Here is an 18,866-nt window from a genome sequence, read left to right on the forward strand (position 1 = left end):
TGTGCGATCCTCCCTGACCTGCGCCGGTCCCGTCCACCGGACCGTCCGCGGCCAAGCATGGCACGGCACGCGCCTAGACTTTCCCTGCCCCCTCTTGCGCTGCACTCCTGCACTGCACGAGGCACCTGCCCTGACGACCCTGTCTCGACAGCTCGACCCTGCACTGACGACCCTGCCCTCACACCCTGCACTGACGACCCTGCCCTCACGCCCCTGCCGAGGAATCCCCCATGCATCTTGCCCCGCTCGTCGACCTGCTCCGCGCCGACCCGGCCGTGCGCCGGGTGCTCGAGCGTGCCCGCGCGGGCGACCCGGCGGTCGAGGTCTCGGTCGCGGCCGGTGCCCACCCCGCCCTGGTGGCCGCGCTCGCCGCCGCTGACCAGGCACCGGTCCTGGCGGTCACCGCCACCGGGCGCGAGGCCGATGACCTCGTGGCCACCCTGGGGGAGCTGCTGCCCGACGCCGGGGCCGGGGTGGCTCCGTTCCCGAGCTGGGAGACGCTCCCGCACGAGCGCCTGAGCCCCCGCTCGGACACCGTCGGTCGTCGGTTGGCGACGCTGCGCCGCCTCGCGCACCCCGACCCCGCCGATGCCCAGGCCGGGCCGGTGCAGGTCGTGGTCGCCTCGGTCCGGGCGCTGCTCCAGCCGATCGTCAAGGGCCTGGGCGAGCTCCGCCCGGTCCGGTTGCAGGCGGGGGAGGAGCACCCGCTCACCGAGGTGGTCCAGGCTCTCGTCGACGCCGCCTACAGCCGCACCGACATGGTCGAGCGGCGCGGTGAGTTCGCCGTCCGCGGCGGCATCCTCGACGTCTTCCCGCCGACCGAGGAGCACCCGGTCCGGATCGAGTTCTGGGGCGACACCGTCGAGGAGGTCCGCTGGTTCAAGGTCGCCGACCAGCGCTCGCTGGAGATCGCCGATCACGGCCTCTACGCGCCACCCTGCCGGGAGGTGCTGATCACCGACGCCGTGCGCGAGCGGGCGGCCGAGCTGGTCGGCACCCTGCCGGGGGCCGCGGAGATGCTCGGCAAGATCGCCGAGGGCATCGCCGTGGAGGGTATGGAGTCGCTCGCCCCGGTCCTCGTCGACGGCATGGAGACCCTGGTCGACGTGCTCCCGCAGGCTTCCCGGATCGTGGTCCTCGATCCCGAGCGGGTCCGGACTCGCGCTCACGACCTCGTCGCCACCTCCGAGGAATTCCTCCAGGCCAGTTGGGCGGCCGCGGCCACCGCCGACGGGGCAGCGCCCATCGACCTGCAGCAGGCACTCGGCACCGCCTCGTCCTGGTCGCTGGCCGACATGCGCTCGCACACCCTGACCACCGGCCGACCCTGGTGGTCGCTGACCGCCTTCCTCGCCGACGAGGAATTGCTTGCCGATGAGGAATCGCTCGCCGACGACGAGGTGATCACGCACGTCGTCCCCAGCACGTCGGTCGAGGCCTACCGAGGCGACCGCGAGGCCATCCTGCGCGACCTGCGCGCCTGGCTGGACGAAGGGCGGCGAGTCTTGGTCAGCCCGGACGGCGCCGGTATGGCCAGGCGGGTGGCCGAGATCCTGGGGGAGAACGACATACCTCATCGGTTGTCCGTGCCATTGCCGCCGGTGACCGGCGAGGATGCCGCGCAGATCCTCGATCCCAGCCTGGTCACGGTGACCACCGGGGTGGTCGGGCGCGGTTTTGTGCTCACCGACACCGGCCTCGTCGTGGTCGGCGAGACCGACCTGACCGGCCAGCACACGACCGGCGGCTCGACGCGCGACATGCGCATGATGCCCTCGCGGCGGCGCCAGCAGGTCGACCCGCTCGCGCTCCGCCCGGGCGACTACGTCGTGCACGAGCAGCACGGTGTCGGCCGGTTCGTGGAGATGGCCCAGCGCACCGTCCAGGGGGCGACGCGGGAGTATGTCGTGCTCGAGTACGCCTCCTCCAAGCCGCGCGGCCACAAGCAGCCCGACCGCCTCTACCTGCCGACCGACCAGCTGGACCAGCTGACCAAGTACGTCGGCGGTGAGGCCCCCACGCTCAACCGGCTCGGCGGCTCGGACTGGCAGAAGACCAAGAGCCGTGCCCGCCGGCACGTCAAACAGATCGCCGCCGAGCTGATCCGCCTCTACTCGGCCCGGATGGCCAGCTCTGGCCACGCCTTCGCTCCCGACAGCCCGTGGCAGCGCGAGCTGGAGGACGCCTTCGCCTTCGCCGAGACCCCGGACCAGCTGTCCTCGATCGATGAGGTCAAGGCGGACATGGAGAAGGGGGTCCCGATGGACCGCCTGATCTGCGGCGACGTCGGTTACGGCAAGACCGAGATCGCGGTGCGGGCCGCCTTCAAGGCGATCCAGGACGGCAAGCAGGTGGCGGTCCTGGTGCCGACAACGCTGCTGGTCCAGCAGCACTACCAGACCTTCTCCGAGCGCTACGGCCAGTTCCCGGTCACCGTGCGCGCCCTGTCCCGCTTCCAGTCCGACAAGGACGCCAAGGAGACGATCGCCGGGCTGGCCGACGGCTCGGTCGACCTGGTGATCGGCACCCACCGGCTCTTCGGCAACACGGTGCGCTTCAAGGATCTTGGTCTGGTCGTGATCGATGAGGAGCAGCGCTTCGGCGTCGAGCACAAGGAGCAGCTCAAGGCCCTGCGCACCAATGTCGACGTGCTCGCGATGTCCGCGACGCCGATCCCGCGGACCTTGGAGATGGCGGTCACCGGGATCCGGGAGATGTCGACGCTGGCCACCCCCCCGGAGGAGCGGCACCCGGTGCTGACCTTCGTCGGTGGCTATGACGAGAAGCAGATCGGCGCCGCCATCCGGCGTGAGCTGCTGCGCGAGGGCCAGGTCTTCTACGTGCACAACAAGGTCGGCTCGATCGAGAAGGCCGCCTCCCGCCTGCGCGATCTCGTGCCCGAGGCACGGATCGAGACCGCCCATGGGCAGATGGGAGAGCAGCGCCTGGAGAAGGTCGTCGTCGACTTCTGGGAGCGCAAGTTCGACGTGCTCGTGTGCACGACGATCGTGGAGACCGGCCTGGACATCTCCAATGCCAACACCCTGATCGTCGAGCGCGCCGACCAGCTCGGCCTGTCGCAGTTGCACCAGCTGCGCGGCCGTGTGGGACGTGGCCGCGAGCGGGCCTACGCCTACTTCCTCTACCCGCCCGAGAAGCCGCTCACGGAGACTGCTGTCGACCGGTTGCAGACGATCGCCGCCAACACCGACCTCGGGGCTGGCATGGCGGTGGCGATGAAGGATCTGGAGATCCGCGGCGCCGGCAACCTGCTCGGCGGGGAGCAGTCCGGGCACATCGAGGGTGTCGGCTTCGACCTCTACGTCCGGATGGTCGGCGAGGCCGTCGCCGCCTTCAAGGGCGAGGCGGAGGAGCCGCCGGCCGAGGTCAAGATCGAGCTACCCGTCGATGCCCACCTCCCGCACGACTACGTCCCCGGGGAGCGGCTGCGCCTGGAGGCCTACCGCAAGCTCGCACAGGTCGCCGACGAGGACGAGCTCGCCGCGATCCGCGAGGAGCTGGTCGACCGGTATGGCGCCCCTCCCCTCCCCGTTGAAACGCTCCTCGAGGTGGCTCGGCTGCGCACCGTGGCCAGGGCCGCGGGCATCGCCGACATCGGGGTCCAGGGGCAGATGGTGCGCTTCGGCCCGGTCGAGGACCTGCGGGAGAGCCAGCAGCTGCGGCTCACCCGGCTCTATCCCGGCACCATCGTCAAGCCTGCGCTGCGCCAGATCCTGGTGCCCGCGCCCAAGACCTCGCGGGTCGGCGGCAAGCCGCTGCGCGACAAGGACGTGCTCGATTGGGCCTCCCAGCTGGTGCGGGCCGTGCTGCTCGACGACATCGCCGCCGCGGCGAGCGCGAGCTCGTGAGCGCGGAAAAGCACACCGACGGGTGACTGTGACTGCCCTGATCTGATGCGCGCAGAGCTCAGAGTGCGTATCAAACAGGGGCAGTCACAGGGGACCTGGTCTGCCCCTGGCCGTGCCCCTGTGTCCCGGCCCGTTCCCCTTGTGGGCTTCCGCTGCTTCCGCTGACCGCGCAGCCTGATCCAGGCGCTCGCGTGCCATGCTGACGCCATGAACACGCTCAGCACCTCGCTGCTCGACCCAGCCGCCCGCCCGCAGGTCGTCGAGGCACTGGTCCAGCTCGCCGACCGGGAGGTCGGCGCCAAGAAGGGCCTGTCCGGCACCATGATGAAGACCGCCTTCGCCGGTGCCAAGAAGGCTCCCGGTGGCGGGATCGGCCGCGCGGTCAACGCCCTGCTGCCCGGCGTGGCGCGGGCGTTGGACCCGCACTACGACGCCAAGGGCGAGCGCGCCTTCGGTGACTACCTCGCCGACCCGGCTCGCGCGAATCAGGTCTCCGACGAGCTGCTGGCCGTCGCCGACGCCCGGGCCAAGGCCGTCGAAGGCAACCCGCTGGGCAAGGTCTACGGCAGTTTCCGCGGCAAGGCCAAGGAGCACGTGGTGGCCGCCCTGCCGGGGCTGGGAGCCACCCTGGAGCGCTTTGTGCGCTGACCGGGAGCGCTTCGTCTCCTGACCGGTACGCGTGCCATGATGAGCATCGTGAAGCGCCAGCCCCTCATCGTCTCCTTCGCCGTGGCCACCGCGCTGGCCCTGACCGGATGCTCCGGCGTCGGCTCCGACACCGGGCTGACCGTCGAGGGCACGGACTACTCGGTCGCCGAGCTCCAGCAGGCCGCCAGCCAGTTCGCCTCTGCCAGCGCCGAGCCGGCCGACTCCCGCCGGGTGATCGCCGATCTCGCGCTGCTGCCGATCTTCGACGAGGTCTTCGCCGGCTCGCCGGCCGCAGCGACCGACAGTCGGGTCCGCTCGGCCTTGTCCGACAGCGGCATCTCCGACCCCGGCCCGGCCACCCTGGACGCCCGGCGCTCGCGCTACTACCAGCAGCTGCTTAACGATCCTTCGATCCTGCAGGACCCCTCGATGGCCGACGTGCTGGCCAAGGCCACCGCCATCACCCAGGAGGACATCGATGCCCTCCAGATCGAGGTCAACCCGCGCTATGGCACCTGGGACGCCAGCCGAGGCGGCCTGCTCCAGGAGCAGCCGGCCTGGATCCGTAGTGGCCCCGTCGAGAACTGAGCACCTCAGCCTGCTGCTGAGCAGCCCCAGGGTCGCGCCCGGGCTGCTCTCGGCAGCAGCCTGGTCCACTCTCCATGACGCGAGCGTCGTGCTCGCCGCCGACCCCGACTCGCCCCAGGCGCGTGCCATCGCCGCTGCGGGCGTGCCGGTCGAGCAGACGGACCTGCCGGATCGGACCCCGCAGACCCTCGCCGCCCACCTCCTGGAGCTCACCTCCGAGCACGGCACGGTGGTCTGGATCGGCTCACCCGACGGTGACCCCGGCCTCGCCGAGGCGCTCGCCGTGACCATGCCGCAGGACGACCCGCCCACGCTCGAGCTGCTCGTCGGCTCCTGGGACGTCCCGGGCGCGCGCCTGCTGGACGCGGTCGCGGTCATGGACCGGCTGCGCTCACCCGGCGGCTGCCCGTGGGACGCGCGACAGGATCACGCCAGCCTCACGCCATACCTGATCGAGGAGGCGCACGAGGCGGCCGAGGTGCTCGAGCGACTGGACGACACGGACGACCTCGCCCTGCGCGAGGACGCCACCGACGAACTTGGCGACGTGCTCCTGCAGGTGCTCTTCCACGCCCGGGTCGCCGCTGACCACGACCAGGACCCGTTCGACATCGACGATGTCGCCGCCGGTCTCGTCGCCAAGCTGGTCCGCCGCCATCCGCACGTCTTCGCCGACGTCGCCGCCGACACCCCCGAAGCCGTCGAGGCCAACTGGGACCAGATCAAGGCCGCCGAGCGGGCGGACGGCGGCAAGCCCGCGCGGGCCCACCTGCTCGACGGGATCCCGTCTGGTATGCCGCCGCTCGCCCGCGCCGCCAAGGTCGCCTCCCGCGTGCGCCGGGCCGGGCGCGAAGAGTGGCTGCGGGACTGGATCGAGGCCCGGATCGCCGACCGCGACCCAGGCGCCCTGCTGCTGGAAACCGCCCTCGACCTGCACGACGGCGACGTCGACGCCTCCGCCGCGATGCGGCATACCCTCCGGGATCTGCAGACCGCGGCCCGGGACCTGGACCGGGACGACTAGGCTCGTTCCCAGGAGCGGCCGACGGCTGCCTGACCCGCGAACGTCGACCCGCCTGCACCCCGCACCTCAACCGCACGACAAGCCCATACGTCAACCATCGAAGGAGCGCCCATGGCCACCATCGACGCCATCATCGCCCGCGAGATCCTGGACTCCCGCGGCAACCCGACCGTGGAGGTGGAGGTGGGTCTGGACGACGGCACCGTCGCCCGTGCCGCCGTCCCCTCCGGCGCCTCGACCGGCGCCTTCGAGGCCGTCGAGCGCCGCGACGGCGACACCAGCCGCTACCTGGGCAAGGGCGTGGAGAACGCCGTCACCGCCGTGATGGACGACCTCGAGCCGCGCCTGCTGGGCTTCGACGCCTCCGAGCAGCGTCTCGTCGACGCCGAGATGATCGCCGCCGACGGCACCGACAACAAGGGTGAGATCGGCGCCAACGCGATCCTCGGCGTCTCGCTCGCCGTGGCCAAGGCCGCCGCGGACTCCGCTGGCCTGCCGCTGTTCCGTTACGTCGGCGGACCCAACGCGCACGTGCTGCCGGTGCCGATGATGAACATCCTCAACGGTGGCTCGCACGCCGACTCCAATGTCGACATCCAGGAGTTCATGATCGCCCCGATCGGCGCGGGCTCCTTCCGGGAGGCGCTGCGCTGGGGGACCGAGGTCTACCACGCGCTGAAGGACGTGCTGAAGAAGCGCGGCCTGGCGACCGGCCTCGGCGATGAGGGCGGCTTCGCCCCCAACCTCGGCTCCAACCGCGAGGCGCTGGACCTGATCATGGAGGCCATCACAAAGGCTGGCTACACCCCCGGCAGCGACATCGCGCTCGCCCTGGACGTGGCCGCCAGCGAGTTCCACGAGAAGGGCAAGTACACCTTCGAGGGCAAGAAGCGCGCCGCCAAGGACATGATCAAGTACTACGCCGAGCTGGTCGACGCCTACCCGCTCGTCTCCATCGAAGACCCGCTGAACGAGGACGACTGGGAGGGCTGGGTGGCGATCACCGCCGAGCTGGGCGACAAGGTGCAGCTGGTCGGCGACGACCTGTTCGTGACCAACCCCGAGCGGCTCCAGCGCGGCATCGATGACAAGGCCGGCAATGCACTGCTGGTCAAGGTGAACCAGATCGGTTCGCTGACCGAGACCCTGGACGCGGTCGCGCTGGCCCAGGCCAACGGCTTCCGCTGCATGATGTCGCACCGCTCCGGTGAGACCGAGGATGTGACGATCGCCGACCTGGCCGTCGCCACCAACTGCGGCCAGATCAAGACCGGCGCCCCGGCCCGCTCCGAGCGCGTCGCCAAGTACAACCAGCTGCTGCGCATCGAGGAGGAGCTGGACGACGCTGCGGTCTACGCCGGCGCCGGCGCCTTTCCGCGCTTCGCGGGCTGATCGCCGACGCACCACCTGACGACGCGATCGGTCGGCCGCGTCCGGGGACTCCCCGGCGCGGCTGACCGATCGCTTCGTGCTGTCGACCTACGCTGTCGACAGACCCGTGCGCCCCACCCGACCCAGGAGCATCATGACCTCGCGCAGCACGCGGCCGGCCGGCCGCCGCGGCCCTGCTGGCCGCCCCGGCGTGCGCGGGGTGGGGCGGGCCGCCTCCAGCGTCCGCCGCGCACCCGCGCACGTGCGGCGGCTGCTCACGCTCGTGGTGCTGGTCGTGCTGATGGCCCTGGTGCTCGCTCCGGTGCTCTCGGGCTACCTGCGCCAGCGGGCTGACATCGGCGAGGCGCGTGCCCAGATCGCGGCCGAGCAGGCCGAGATCGCGGCGCTGGAGAAGGAACTGGCCAAGTGGGAGGACGAGGCCTACATCGAGCGGCAGGCCCGGGAGCGGCTGCGCTTTGTGAAGGAGGGCGAGGTCTCCTTCACGGTTCTGGATGACACCGGGACGGACTACACTGAAGCGCTTCCCGGAATGGCCCCGGTCGCGGACGAGGTCATCGAGGCCAGCCCGTGGTACGGCCAGGTCTGGGAATCGGTGAAGATCGCCAACGAAGGTCTCCCTGAGACCAAGGAGCCATGAACAACCTCGACCGCACCACCCTGGACGAGACCCCGTCCGAGCAGGACCTGAGGGTCATCGCCCGCCAACTGGGCCGCGAGCCCCGTTCCGTCGTCTCCATCGCCCATCGGTGCCCCTGCGGGTGCCCGACCGTGGTGCGCACGGAGCCTCGACTGCCGGACGGCACCCCGTTCCCGACCAGCTTCTACGCCACCTGCCCGCGGCTGACGTCCGCGATCTCCACCCTGGAGGGCAGCGGGATGATGAAGGAGATGTCGCAGCGGCTGTGCCACGACGAGTCGCTGGCCTGGTCCTACGCCCAGGCGCACGATGACTACCTGCGTCGCCGCGAGGAGTTGGCGCACGTGCCGGAGATCGCCGGCATCAGCGCCGGCGGGATGCCCAACCGCGTCAAGTGCCTGCACGTGCTCGTCGCCCACGCGCTCGCTGCGGGCCCGGGCGTGCAGCCACTGGGGGAGGAGGCGCTCGCCGCCCTGCCCGAGTGGTGGCATGACGGCTGCTGCGGCGCGCTGGACGAGGACGACGCGGACCCGCACGAGACCGTGCAGAACACCTGCCCCCGGCACCACCCGATCGACCCGGACGCCGGGAAGGCCGAGGGCGTGGCGAGCGCAGATATCGACCGCGGCGCCGACACCGACGCCGTCACCACTGAAGCGGGCCAGCAGCCATGACCCGCGTGGGAGCCGTCGACTGCGGGACGAACTCGATCCGTCTGCTGATCGCCGACGTCGCTGAGGACGGCTCCACGCTGACCGAGCTCTCCCGCACGATGCAGATCGTGCGCCTCGGCGAGGGCATTGATGCCACTGGGCAGATCTCGCCCTCGGCCATGGACCGCACACTGGCCGCCGCCGAAGGGTATGCCGTGCTCTGTCGGGAGGCCGAGGTGTCCTCGGTCCGGTTCGTGGCGACCTCCGCCTCCCGCGATGCCTCCAACGCCGATGAGTTCGTGGCCGGCGTGCAGCGGGCGTTCGGTGAGTTCGAGGTGAGTCCCGAGGTGATCTCTGGCCGCGAGGAGGCTCAGCTCTCCTTCGCCGGCGCCACCGGTGACCTGCGCCGCGCGGGATCAGCTGTGCCATACCTGGTCGTGGACATCGGTGGCGGCTCGACCGAGTTCGTCCGCGGGACGACGGAGGTCGAGCAGGCTGTCTCGGTGGACATCGGCTGCGTGCGGATGACCGAGCGGCACCTGCACGACGACCCGCCGGCCGAGGACCAGGTGTGGGCGGCGCTCTCGGACATCGTCCGAGCGGTGGACACGGCGGCGCAGCAGGTAGACCTGGCGGAGGTCGGCACCCTGGTGGGCCTGGCCGGGTCGGTGACCACGGTGACCGCGCACGCGCTCGGGTTGCCCGCCTACGACTCCTCCCGGATCCACGGGGCCGAGTTGCCCGTGTCCACGGTGATCGACGCCTGCACCGACCTGCTGCTGATGCCGCGCTCGCGGCGGCGCGAACTGCCCTTCATGCACGAGGGGCGCGTCGACGTCATCGGCGCCGGTGCGCTGATCTGGCGCACGGTGGTCCAGCGGGTCGCCCACGATGCCGGGCTGAGCACGGTGCGGGCCTCGGAGACCGACATCCTCGACGGGATCGCGCTCTCTCAAGCCACCCGATGACCCGGGACTCCCTGGAGCGCCATCAGGTCTGGTGGTATCTCACGGCGGTGCTGCTCGGGCTGCTGGTCGGCACATTGCTACCGGGCCTGGGGGAGTGGACCAGCGCCCTGGTCTGGCCGGTGCTCGCCCTCCTGCTCTATGCGACCTTCACCCAGCTGCCGCTGGTGTCGATCGCGCACGCCTTCCGGGACGGGCGCTTCCTGGCCGCTGCGCTGATCGGCAACTTCGTCCTGGTCCCGGTGGTGGTCTGGGGGCTGGTGTCGCTCGTCCCGGACGACCCTGCGCTGCGGCTGGGGCTGCTGCTCGTCCTCCTCGTGCCGTGTACGGACTGGTTCATCACCTTCACCCAGCTCGGCCGCGGTGATGCGGGACGGGCGACCGCGCTGACGCCCATAAGCCTGCTTCTGCAACTGCTTCTGCTACCGGTGTATCTGTGGCTGCTGGCCGGGGTCGACCTCGGCACCGTCTTCGGCGCCGCCCAGATCTGGCCGGCTCTGCTCGTGGTGCTGGTGCCGCTCGCCCTGGCCTGGCTGACCGACATCTGGGCTCGCCGCGATGGGCCCGATGGGCCCGATGAGCCCGATGAGCCCAGGTCGGGACGCGGTGGTCCCAGGTCGGAGCGTCAACGCTTCGTGGAGCGGCTCGGCTGGTGGCCGGTGCCGCTCCTGGCGGTGGTGATCTTGCTCGTCGCGATCGCTCACGTCGGTGAGGTCCGCGACAACGTTCACCTGCTGCCGATCGTGATCGGGGTGGGCGTGGCCTACCTGGTGGCTGCGTTCGTCATCGCCAAGGCGCTGAGCGTTGCTGCCGCGCTGCCCGCGCCTGCCGGCCGGACCTTGGCGTTCTCCCTCGGCACCCGCAATTCCTTCATCGTGCTGCCCTTCGCGCTGTCCCTGCCGGCGGGCTGGGAGGTCGCCGCGATCGTGGTCGTGATGCAGTCTCTGGTGGAGCTCTTCGGGATGATCTTCTACCTGTGGTTCGTGCCGCGTGTGCTCTTCCGGGACGCGGCTGTCCAGCACGGCTGACCAGCTGTGCACGTCGCGTGCACGAGGATCGTTGGACACGGGCACGACCACGGGCATGGCTGCCTATCGGTGCCCCCGGCGGGACTCGAACCCGCACTGAACCCATTTTAAGTGGGCTGCCTCTGCCGATTGGGCTACGGGGGCGGCAGCGCCCCAGCCTAGTGGGGAGGGCACCGGTGCGGTCATCAGGCTCGTGCTGTTGAGCTGGTCGAGATCCCATGACTGCATCCCATGACTGCCGACGCGGTGCAGCTGGGCAGCTACAACGCGGCGATGACCTCGTCCAGCATCGACTCCGTCAGCCGCCCGGTGAAGGTGTTCTGCTGGCTCACGTGGTAACTGCCCCACAGGCGCACCTCACGACCGGACGGTGCCATCAGCGTCGTGGTCGCGCCGTGCCCGAAGGCCGGCTTGGGGCGGGGCACCTGCCACCCGGCGCCGCGCGCGGCGGCCAGGGCGGCGTCCCAGCCGATGCCGCCGAGTGCCAGCATCGAGGTCAGGTGCGGCTCCAGCAGGGCCAGCTCGCGCTCCAGCCAGGGGCGGCAGGTGGCCTTCTCCTGCGTGGTGGGCGCGTTGTCCGGGGGAGCGCAGTGCACCGCGGCCGTGATGCGGACATCGATCAGCTCCAGTCCGTCACCGGCCGCGACCGAGCTCGCCTGGGTGGCGTAGCCCGCCCGGTGCAGCGCCGCATAGATCCAGTCCCCGGAACGGTCGCCGGTGAAGATCCGCCCGGTCCGATTCGCCCCATGCGCGGCCGGGGCCAGCCCGACGACCAGGATCCGGGCATCGGGCGGGCCCAGCGAGGGCGCCGGACGTCCCCAGTACGGCTCGTCGGCATACGCCGCCCGTTTCTCGGCCGCGACCTGTTCGCGCCAGGCGACGAGGCGGGGGCAGGCCGAGCAGACCGACACCCGCGCGTCCAGCTCGGGGATGTCCTTCGCGCCGGCAGCGGCCCGGCTCACTCCTGCAGCGCTCCGCGCCCGTCTCGTATGCCGTGTGGCCGGGTCCTGCGGCCAACCCGCCCCGGGCGGGACCGGGCTGGGGAAGGGGAGCGCGGTGAGGGGGTGCGGCAGCTCGCGCACGCGTCAGTCGCGCTCGCCCTGCGCGGCCCACAGCAGGGCCCGCGCCACGGTGGCGTACTCGCCCTTGGGGTGCGCGCGGAACAAGGGCTCGGTCCCGAGCAGCACAGCCCGCGAGCCGACCTCGGTCGCGCCGCTGACCATCACTGGCTGACCTGCCGCCGCACCCGGGCCACCGCGGCCCTGCGCGTCCGCGCGCCAGTGCCCGCTGACCAGCGGCACGGCGCCAAAGCTCTGCTCCACCTGCACGTCGTCCCCGAGCTCGGTGAACCAGCGTGGTGAATACACGAAGGAGGTGTCCGGGGCGCCCCCGGCGATCGCGCCGTCGGTGTTGACCACCCGCACCACGCCGTTGGCGTCCGAGCGCCCGGCGACAGTCTCCACCTCAAGCAGGTCGAGCGCGTCGTTGACCGCCACGCCGACCGACCCGCGAGCCACCACGCCCCCGCCCTCGTCGACGAAGGCCCGCACCTCAGCTTGCGCCTGCTCGTCCAGATCGCGCCAGGCGAGCCCGCTGGAGACATAGAGCGCGTCCAGGTCGGACAGGTCCAGCCCCTCGTTGAGCGCCGCCGAGGACACCGGCTGCACCTCGATCCCCATCTCGCCGAACGCCCAGCGCTCCTCTGCTGTCCCGGCGACACCGACGCGTAGGGAGGACACCTCGGCAGCACCGTCGCCGACGCCGGCCGGAGCCGCCCGCAGCGTGACCCCTTCGGCTCGGGCCAGCTCACCGACCAACGCGGCCGCCGACACCGGCAGGTAGACATCGCCGTCCTCGAGCAGGCGCACCCCGACACCCTGCTCCAGCAGCGCGGTCAGCACCCGCACATCGGCAGCGTCGAGCAGGCTCAGCACCCACCCGCTGTCCGAGCTCGCCACCATCCCGGTCGGGTCGGCCTGGGTGACCGACGTTCCGACGATCTTCACCTCGGACCCGGCCGGCACCTCGACGACGTTCGCGCCCCACAGCAGGGCCAGGCTCCAGCCGGAGATGTCATACATCGCATCGACCCGGTCGGAGATGTCTGAGCCATCGGCCAGCAGCGTGGCGGCCATCGCCCGCCGCGCTTGGTGCAGATCCACGACATACGTGCCCTCGGGGTAGCTCACGCCACCGATCCAGGCCGCCTTCGACAGCCGCGTCACCTCGACGCCGTTGTCCACCAGGTGGTCGACGAGGCGCGCGGCGGCGGGCAGCGAACGCTGCCCATCATCGACCGGGATGACGTAGGCGCGCGCGACCTCGGTCGTGTAGATGTCCTGCGGACCCACCACGTCGAACAGCCCGACCTGCGCCGGGGTCTGCGGCTCACCGGTCACCCCCCGCCGGAAGATCTCGATCTGGTCGGCCAGCAGGTCGGCCCGGTTCTCCCCGACATAGGCCAACGACGCCGCCATGGACGCGTGCGCGATGTCGGTGTTGATCTCGGCCCGCCGGCGCAGCTCGTCCTCGGGCAGCGAGTAGTCGCGGTTGTTGACCCGCAGCGGGATCTCGATCGTGTGCGTGACGGCACCGTTGAGCGCGGCGTACTGCGGGGTGAAGATCGGGGGCCACCCGTCCCAGCCCTCGTCCCAGTCGCGCAGGGGGATCTCCGGCGGCTCGACGCCGTCCGCGCTGTCGTAGCCAAGGTCGAGGATCGCCTGCTCCATCCCCAGGGCGTTGGGGTAGGCGTGCTTGATGAACAGGTCCCACTCGTAGTTCTCGCCGTGCGGCTGGGTGGTGGGCTCGATCAGGGTCCCGTTGACATAGCCGTGCAGGTCCAGCATCAGCACCGGTTGGGTGCGGATCAGCGCGTCACGCACCGCGATCGTCTCGGGCTGACTGGCGGTGACGAAGTCGCGGTTGAGATCAAATCCGGCAGCATTGCGGCGGGTGTTGTCCACGCGGCCGTCGGGGTTCATCGAGACGACCACGAAGATCCGGGTGCGCTTGAGCAGGTCGGCGACGGCCGGGTCGGTCGAACTCGCGTAGTCCTCGATGAGGCGCAGCGCGGCGTCGGTGCCCTCCCACTCGTTGCCGTGGATGTTGGCGTTGAGGAAGACCGGCAGCTTGTACTTGCGCGCCAGACCGCGATCGCCCGCCGCCTGGGACGGCTGCTGGCGGAGGCGGTCGCGCATCATCGTCTGCTGCCGCACCTCGGCCTGGCTCTCCGGCGCAGTGAGGGTGACCAGGACCAGCTGCCGCCCCTCCTGGCTGGTCCCGATCACCTCGGCCGAGACCCGGTCCGAGCTCGCCATCGCGGCATTCAGCCGCGGAGCCAGGTCATGGTATGCCGCAACCCCCAGCCGCAGCGAGGCGTCACCCTCGTCGACGGCCGGCTCAGGCAGGGGGGTCTGGCGTGGGTAACCGGGCTCGTGCACGGGGGAGCCGGGCGCGGTGCGCACCGGCCCGGTCGTGGGCGCCGCGGCCGGCGTCGGCGCCAGCGTGAAACCGGTGGTGATCAGCGCGGCCGACACCCCGAGGGCCGCGATCGTGGTGCCCCGGCGGACACGGGGAGACCGGCGCGCACGCTGGTGCTGGAGCTGCGGCATACAGGGCCTCCTCCCGGTCGGTGTGACAGATGTGGTGTCGGACCCGTCCGACCATAGCCGCCGGGTCCGACAGTGCGGAAGTTCTGATCCCGTCTCAAGATGCCGAGCCCCGTCGGTTCGGGTACACACGTCCCCATGAGTACCGCGCCTTCGCATGCCCTCTGCGAGGGTGACTGGACCGGCCAACTGGTGGCCACCGCCATCCACAACGGGCACGAGCTGCGCCCCGAGGTGGCCGAGGCGATGGTGCTGCCCGAGGACGTGCGCCGCCGCGAGGAGGACCCCTACACCGACGTGATCGGCGCGGACGCCCCCGCCCGCGTGGTCGCCCGCCGCTCCCGGTTCGAGGTCGACCTGAACCGCCCGCGCGACACCGCGGTCTACCGGACCCCCGCGGACTGCTGGGACCTCGACGTGTGGCGCGACTCCAACATGTCCGCCGGCGGCAAGGCCGAGGCGGTCGAGGTCACCGACGAGATGCTCGAGCTCGTCGACTCGGTGCGCCCCAAGCTGGTCGCCGACGGCATGTTCCTCGTCGGGCTGGACATCGTGGGCGACAAGCTGATGGAGGTCAACGTCTTCAGCCCCGGTGGCCTGGGCAGTTGCCAGGCGCTCTACGACGTGGACTTCGCGCCCGCCGTGATCGGCGACCTGGAGCACAAGGTCGCGATGCGCGCCCACTACGGCCGCCAGCTGCCGAACACCTCGCTCGCCACCCTCCGAGCCGCCCTCTGAGGCCCCCGAGGTGGCGGGCGCTGACCTCCCGTCAACGTGCCCCGGGGCGCCCTTTCCTGGCCTGATCGGGCCACTCTCGGGGAGCCGGAATGCTTCTGCGGCCTCGTTCGTTTTATTCTGCAGACTGACACGCGGGGGGACTTTTCCCGCGTGCCGCACGACATCGGAGGTTCCATGGCCGTCAACCCGGTCTTCAACCGCATCGACCAGGAGGCTGCCCGCGGGCAGTACGCCGGGTTCGGCAACGCGCCGTCCGGCTACGGAGCCCCTCCGCAGGGCCAGCCCCAGATCCCCGCCCAGGGTGGCTACCCCGGGCCGAGCGAGACCCTGTCCAACGAGCAGCTGCGCGACATGTACTCCCAGGCCCCCGCGGGCCCGGCGCAGACCGGTCGCGTCACCCTCGACGACGTCGTCGTCAAGGCGCTGATGCTCTTCGCCATCGTGCTCGCCGTCACCGGCGCCACGTGGTTCTTCGTCGGCGCCCAGCCGCAGATCGCAATGCCGGTGTGGCTGCTCGGCATGTTCGGCTCGCTCGGGCTGAGCTTTGCGATCGGCTTCAGCAAGAGCGTCAACGTGCCGCTGATCCTGGTGCACGCCGTGCTCCAGGGCCTGTTCCTCGGCGCGGTCAGCGTCACCTTCAACGCCGCCTACCCGGGCGTCGTCACCACCGCGGTCGTGGCCACGATGGCCACCTTCGCGGGCATGTTCATCGGCTGGAAGGCCGGCTTCATCAAGGTCAGCAGCAAGTCCCGGCGCATCTTCGGGATGATGGCGATGGGCTACCTCGTCTTCCTGCTCATCAACCTCGGCGCCGGCTTCCTCGGCTTCGGTGACGGCTGGGGCGTCTACGGCGGCCCGCTCGGCATCGTGATCTCGCTGTTCGGTGTCGGCCTGGCCTCCTACAGCCTGGCTGTGGACTTCGACTCGATCGACCGCGCGGTGCGCGGCGGCGCCCCGGAGAAGTACTCCTGGCTGCTGGGCCACGGGCTGGTCGCCAGCCTGGTGTGGCTCTACATCGAGTTCCTGCGTCTGTTCTCGATCCTGCAGCGCAACTGATGACCGCTCCCGACGAGCACGTCGGGACCGAGCTGGAGCGCGTGGTCCGGCGGTGGCAGCAGCTGCCGCTGGACCGCGCGCTTCCTGCTGTAGCAGGGGTTGCGGCCGTGGTGCAGCAGCTCGCCGACGCGGTCGCCGCCGAGTCCGGTATGCCGCAGCTCACCGTCCCCGACCTTGGCCCCGCCGTGCTGATGGACCAGTTGCGGGTGATGGTGCACGACTGGCGGGCGGTCGGGCTCGACCTGGAGGAGCTGGGGAGCATTCTGACCGCATTGCGGCGATCCTTGCCCTAACATTGGCTCGTTTCGCTCCTCTCACCCTTGGGGGTCGGCATCATGGCCGGTGGTTTGGCAGCACTTCTGGATGACATCGCGGCGATCGCGCGACTGGCGGCAGCCTCCGTCGATGACGTGACCGCGGCCGCGGGTCGCGCCAGCATGAAGGCGGCTGGTGTGGTGGTCGACGACGCGGCGGTCACGCCGCGCTATGTCACCGGCTTCGACCCCAGCCGTGAGCTGCCGATCATCAAGAAGATCGCGATCGGCTCGCTGCGCAACAAGTTGCTCTTCATCCTCCCGGCGGCGTTGTTGCTGAGTCAGTTCGCCCCCTGGGCGTTGACCCCGATCCTGATGGTGGGTGGGATCTATCTGTCCTATGAGGGCGCGCACAAGATGCTCGAGTGGTTCGGGATCGGGGAGCACGCGGCACAGGAACCGCTGCCCGCGATCGAGCGCAGCCAGGAGCACGAGGACCAGATGGTCTCTGGTGCGATCCGCACCGATTTCATCCTCTCCGCCGAGATCATGGTGATCGCCCTCAACGAGGTGGCCGCCGAGACTTTCGTCTCGCGCGCGATCATCCTGGCGGTCGTGGGTATCGGCATCACCCTCCTCGTCTATGGCGCGGTCGCCTTGATCGTGAAGATGGACGACATCGGGATGAGCCTGGCCGCCCGCGAGTCCGAGGCCGCCCAGAAGCTGGGGGCCGGCCTCGTCAAGGCGATGCCGATCGTGCTGCGGGTGCTCTCGGTCGTCGGCGTCATCGCCATGCTGTGGGTCGGCGGTCACATCCTGCTCGTCGGGATCGACGAACTGGGCTTCCACCCGATCTATGAGTTCGTGCACCACGCCGAGGAGGTTGTCGCCGGCGCGCTGACGGCCATCTCCGACGTGGCGCGGTGGCTCACCAACACCTTCTTCTCAGCCGTCCTCGGCCTGCTCGTCGGCATCGTGGTCGTCGGCATCGTCGCGCTCATCAAGCGCCTCCGCGGCAGCACCCCCGCCCACCTCTGACCCCCCATCCCACCGGACGCGCGCGGTGTCGCCCCAGGCGCCCACCGGACGCGCGCGGTGTGGCCCCAGACGCCCACCGGACGCGCGCCGTGTCGCTCAGAACCCCCACCGGACGCGCGCCCGGCCCCGTTCAGCTCAGGCGCTCCAGGATGATCGCCATGCCCTGACCACCACCGACGCACATGGTCTCCAGCCCGAACTGCTTGTCGTGCGTCTGCAGGGCGTTGATCAGGGTCGTGGAGATCCGCGCACCGGTGGACCCGAACGGATGCCCCAGTGCGATCGCGCCACCGTGCACGTTGAGCTTGTCGTAGTCCATCCCGAGCTCATCGGCCGACCCCAGCACCTGCACCGCAAACGCCTCATTGATCTCATACAGGTCCATGTCCGAGATCGACATCCCGGCCCGCTCCAGCGCCTGCTTCGAGGCCTCCACCGGACCCAGCCCCATGATCTCCGGCGACAGCGCCGAGACACCGGTCGAGACCACGCGCGCGAGCGGCGTCAGCCCCAGCTCCTTGGCCTTCATATCGCTCATCACCACCAGCGCGGCAGCACCGTCGTTGAGCGGGCAGCAGTTGCCTGCCGTCACGGTGCCGTCCTCGCGGAAGACCGGCTGCAGCGTCGACACCTTCTCCAGGGTCACCCCGGCGCGCGGGCCGTCGTCCTTGCTCACGACGGTCCCGTCAGCCAGCGTCACCGGCGCGATCTCGCGCTCGAAGACCCCGGCCCCGATCGCCGCCTCGGCACGATTCTGGCTGGTGACGCCCCACTCATCCTGCCGCTCGCGCGAGATCCCGTAGGCCGTCGCCACGTTCTCGGCCGTCTGCCCCATGGCCAGGTAGACATCAGGCAGCGCGCCTTCCTCGCGCGGGTCGGTCCAGGTGCGGTTGGTCCTGGCGACCTCCTCGCTGCGCGCGACCGCATCGGCGAAGAGCGGGTTGCGCCAGGACTCCTTGCCCCCGCCCGCGCCGGCGAAATCGGCATACCGGGACACACACTCGACGCCCGCGCTCACGAAGACCTCGCCCTCGCCGGCGCGGATCGCGTGGAAGGCCTGCCGGGTCGTCTGCACCGAGGACGCGCAGAACCGGTTGATCGTCGCCCCGGGCACCCCGTCCAGCCCGAGCAGCACGCTCACCACGCGCGCTATGTTGAAGCCGTGCTCGCCCCAGGGCTCGGCGCAGCCCAGGTACAGGTCATCGATCGTGGTCGGGTCCAGCGCGGGCACCTGGTCGAGCGCGGCGCGGATGACGCCCGCGGCGAGGTCATCCGGCCGGGCGCTGATCAGCGAGCCCTTGAAGGCTCGCCCGATCGGGGTACGGGCGGCGGCGACGATGACGGCCTCGGGCATGGTGGTCCTCCTTG

At 70.7% G+C, this 18,866-nt stretch carries 16 protein-coding genes and 1 tRNA gene; 13 read left to right on the forward strand and 4 right to left on the reverse strand.

Going from position 1 to position 18,866, the window contains the following annotated elements:
* Nucleotides 1-230: 230 nt before the first annotated feature.
* The 9 genes from mfd to ACQBAT_RS03125 all read left to right on the forward strand — a co-directional run bounded on the left by mfd (nucleotide 231) and on the right by ACQBAT_RS03125 (nucleotide 10,804).
* Nucleotides 231-3,869 carry a transcription-repair coupling factor gene (gene mfd, locus ACQBAT_RS03085; RefSeq protein ID WP_420746917.1) on the forward strand — a complete coding sequence of 1,213 codons (3,639 nt, stop codon included), beginning with the start codon at nucleotides 231-233 and terminating at the stop codon, nucleotides 3,867-3,869.
* A 207-nt stretch (nucleotides 3,870-4,076) separates the two neighbouring features.
* Nucleotides 4,077-4,517, forward strand: a complete 441-nt coding sequence (locus tag ACQBAT_RS03090) for a DUF6918 family protein (protein ID WP_420746916.1) — start codon at nucleotides 4,077-4,079, stop codon at nucleotides 4,515-4,517.
* Between the two features lie 48 nt (nucleotides 4,518-4,565).
* Complete coding sequence (locus ACQBAT_RS03095) at nucleotides 4,566-5,105, forward strand: hypothetical protein (RefSeq protein ID WP_426999687.1); 540 nt, start codon at nucleotides 4,566-4,568, stop codon at nucleotides 5,103-5,105.
* Nucleotides 5,086-6,129, forward strand: coding sequence for a MazG family protein (locus ACQBAT_RS03100; RefSeq protein ID WP_420746914.1), 1,044 nt, complete (start codon nucleotides 5,086-5,088; stop codon nucleotides 6,127-6,129). Before ACQBAT_RS03095 ends, ACQBAT_RS03100 begins: the two co-directional genes overlap by 20 nt.
* A gap of 111 nt (nucleotides 6,130-6,240) precedes the next feature.
* A complete protein-coding gene (eno, locus tag ACQBAT_RS03105; protein ID WP_420746913.1) occupies nucleotides 6,241-7,521 on the forward strand; it encodes a phosphopyruvate hydratase in 1,281 nt (426 codons plus the stop codon).
* Between the two features lie 133 nt (nucleotides 7,522-7,654).
* Entirely contained in the window at nucleotides 7,655-8,158 is a 504-nt protein-coding gene (locus tag ACQBAT_RS03110) for an FtsB family cell division protein (RefSeq protein ID WP_420746912.1), read from the forward strand.
* Entirely contained in the window at nucleotides 8,155-8,832 is a 678-nt protein-coding gene (locus ACQBAT_RS03115; protein ID WP_420746911.1) for a DUF501 domain-containing protein, read from the forward strand. The genes ACQBAT_RS03110 and ACQBAT_RS03115 overlap by 4 nt, the downstream gene beginning before the upstream one ends.
* On the forward strand, nucleotides 8,829-9,779 hold the full coding sequence (locus ACQBAT_RS03120) for an exopolyphosphatase (protein ID WP_420746910.1): 951 nt from the start codon (nucleotides 8,829-8,831) through the stop codon (nucleotides 9,777-9,779). The genes ACQBAT_RS03115 and ACQBAT_RS03120 overlap by 4 nt, the downstream gene beginning before the upstream one ends.
* Nucleotides 9,776-10,804, forward strand: coding sequence for an arsenic resistance protein (locus tag ACQBAT_RS03125; protein ID WP_420746909.1), 1,029 nt, complete (start codon nucleotides 9,776-9,778; stop codon nucleotides 10,802-10,804). Before ACQBAT_RS03120 ends, ACQBAT_RS03125 begins: the two co-directional genes overlap by 4 nt.
* A gap of 70 nt (nucleotides 10,805-10,874) precedes the next feature.
* Here the strand turns inward: ACQBAT_RS03125 and ACQBAT_RS03130 are convergent.
* The 3 genes from ACQBAT_RS03130 to ACQBAT_RS03140 all read right to left on the reverse strand — a co-directional run bounded on the left by ACQBAT_RS03130 (nucleotide 10,875) and on the right by ACQBAT_RS03140 (nucleotide 14,415).
* Nucleotides 10,875-10,948: transfer RNA gene (locus tag ACQBAT_RS03130), tRNA-Leu, on the reverse strand.
* Between the two features lie 116 nt (nucleotides 10,949-11,064).
* A complete protein-coding gene (locus tag ACQBAT_RS03135) occupies nucleotides 11,065-11,877 on the reverse strand; it encodes a uracil-DNA glycosylase (RefSeq protein WP_420746975.1) in 813 nt (270 codons plus the stop codon).
* Between the two features lie 12 nt (nucleotides 11,878-11,889).
* Nucleotides 11,890-14,415, reverse strand: coding sequence for a M14 family zinc carboxypeptidase (locus ACQBAT_RS03140; protein WP_420746908.1), 2,526 nt, complete (start codon nucleotides 14,413-14,415; stop codon nucleotides 11,890-11,892).
* A 135-nt stretch (nucleotides 14,416-14,550) separates the two neighbouring features.
* Between ACQBAT_RS03140 and ACQBAT_RS03145 the strand changes: the two genes are divergently transcribed.
* The 4 genes from ACQBAT_RS03145 (at nucleotide 14,551) to ACQBAT_RS03160 (ending at nucleotide 17,498) form a co-directional block, all read left to right on the forward strand.
* Nucleotides 14,551-15,150 (forward strand): N-formylglutamate amidohydrolase, encoded by a 600-nt coding sequence (locus tag ACQBAT_RS03145; RefSeq protein ID WP_420746907.1) that lies wholly within the window; start codon nucleotides 14,551-14,553, stop codon nucleotides 15,148-15,150.
* Between the two features lie 174 nt (nucleotides 15,151-15,324).
* Nucleotides 15,325-16,206: a Bax inhibitor-1/YccA family membrane protein gene (locus ACQBAT_RS03150; protein WP_420746906.1), complete on the forward strand. Its 882-nt coding sequence runs from the start codon at nucleotides 15,325-15,327 to the stop codon at nucleotides 16,204-16,206.
* Complete coding sequence (locus ACQBAT_RS03155; RefSeq protein ID WP_420746905.1) at nucleotides 16,206-16,499, forward strand: hypothetical protein; 294 nt, start codon at nucleotides 16,206-16,208, stop codon at nucleotides 16,497-16,499. The genes ACQBAT_RS03150 and ACQBAT_RS03155 overlap by 1 nt, the downstream gene beginning before the upstream one ends.
* A 42-nt stretch (nucleotides 16,500-16,541) precedes the next feature.
* On the forward strand, nucleotides 16,542-17,498 hold the full coding sequence (locus tag ACQBAT_RS03160) for a DUF808 domain-containing protein (RefSeq protein WP_420746904.1): 957 nt from the start codon (nucleotides 16,542-16,544) through the stop codon (nucleotides 17,496-17,498).
* A 130-nt stretch (nucleotides 17,499-17,628) separates the two neighbouring features.
* Here ACQBAT_RS03160 and ACQBAT_RS03165 read toward each other — a convergent pair whose 3' ends face one another.
* The gene (locus ACQBAT_RS03165; RefSeq protein ID WP_420746903.1) at nucleotides 17,629-18,852 is read right to left on the reverse strand and encodes an acetyl-CoA C-acetyltransferase; all 1,224 of its coding nucleotides are present in this window, start codon (nucleotides 18,850-18,852) and stop codon (nucleotides 17,629-17,631) included.
* Nucleotides 18,853-18,866 lie beyond the last annotated feature (14 nt).

Origin of the sequence: Ornithinimicrobium pulveris (assembly GCF_050261105.1) — a bacterium.
Classification (GTDB): domain Bacteria; phylum Actinomycetota; class Actinomycetes; order Actinomycetales; family Dermatophilaceae; genus Ornithinicoccus.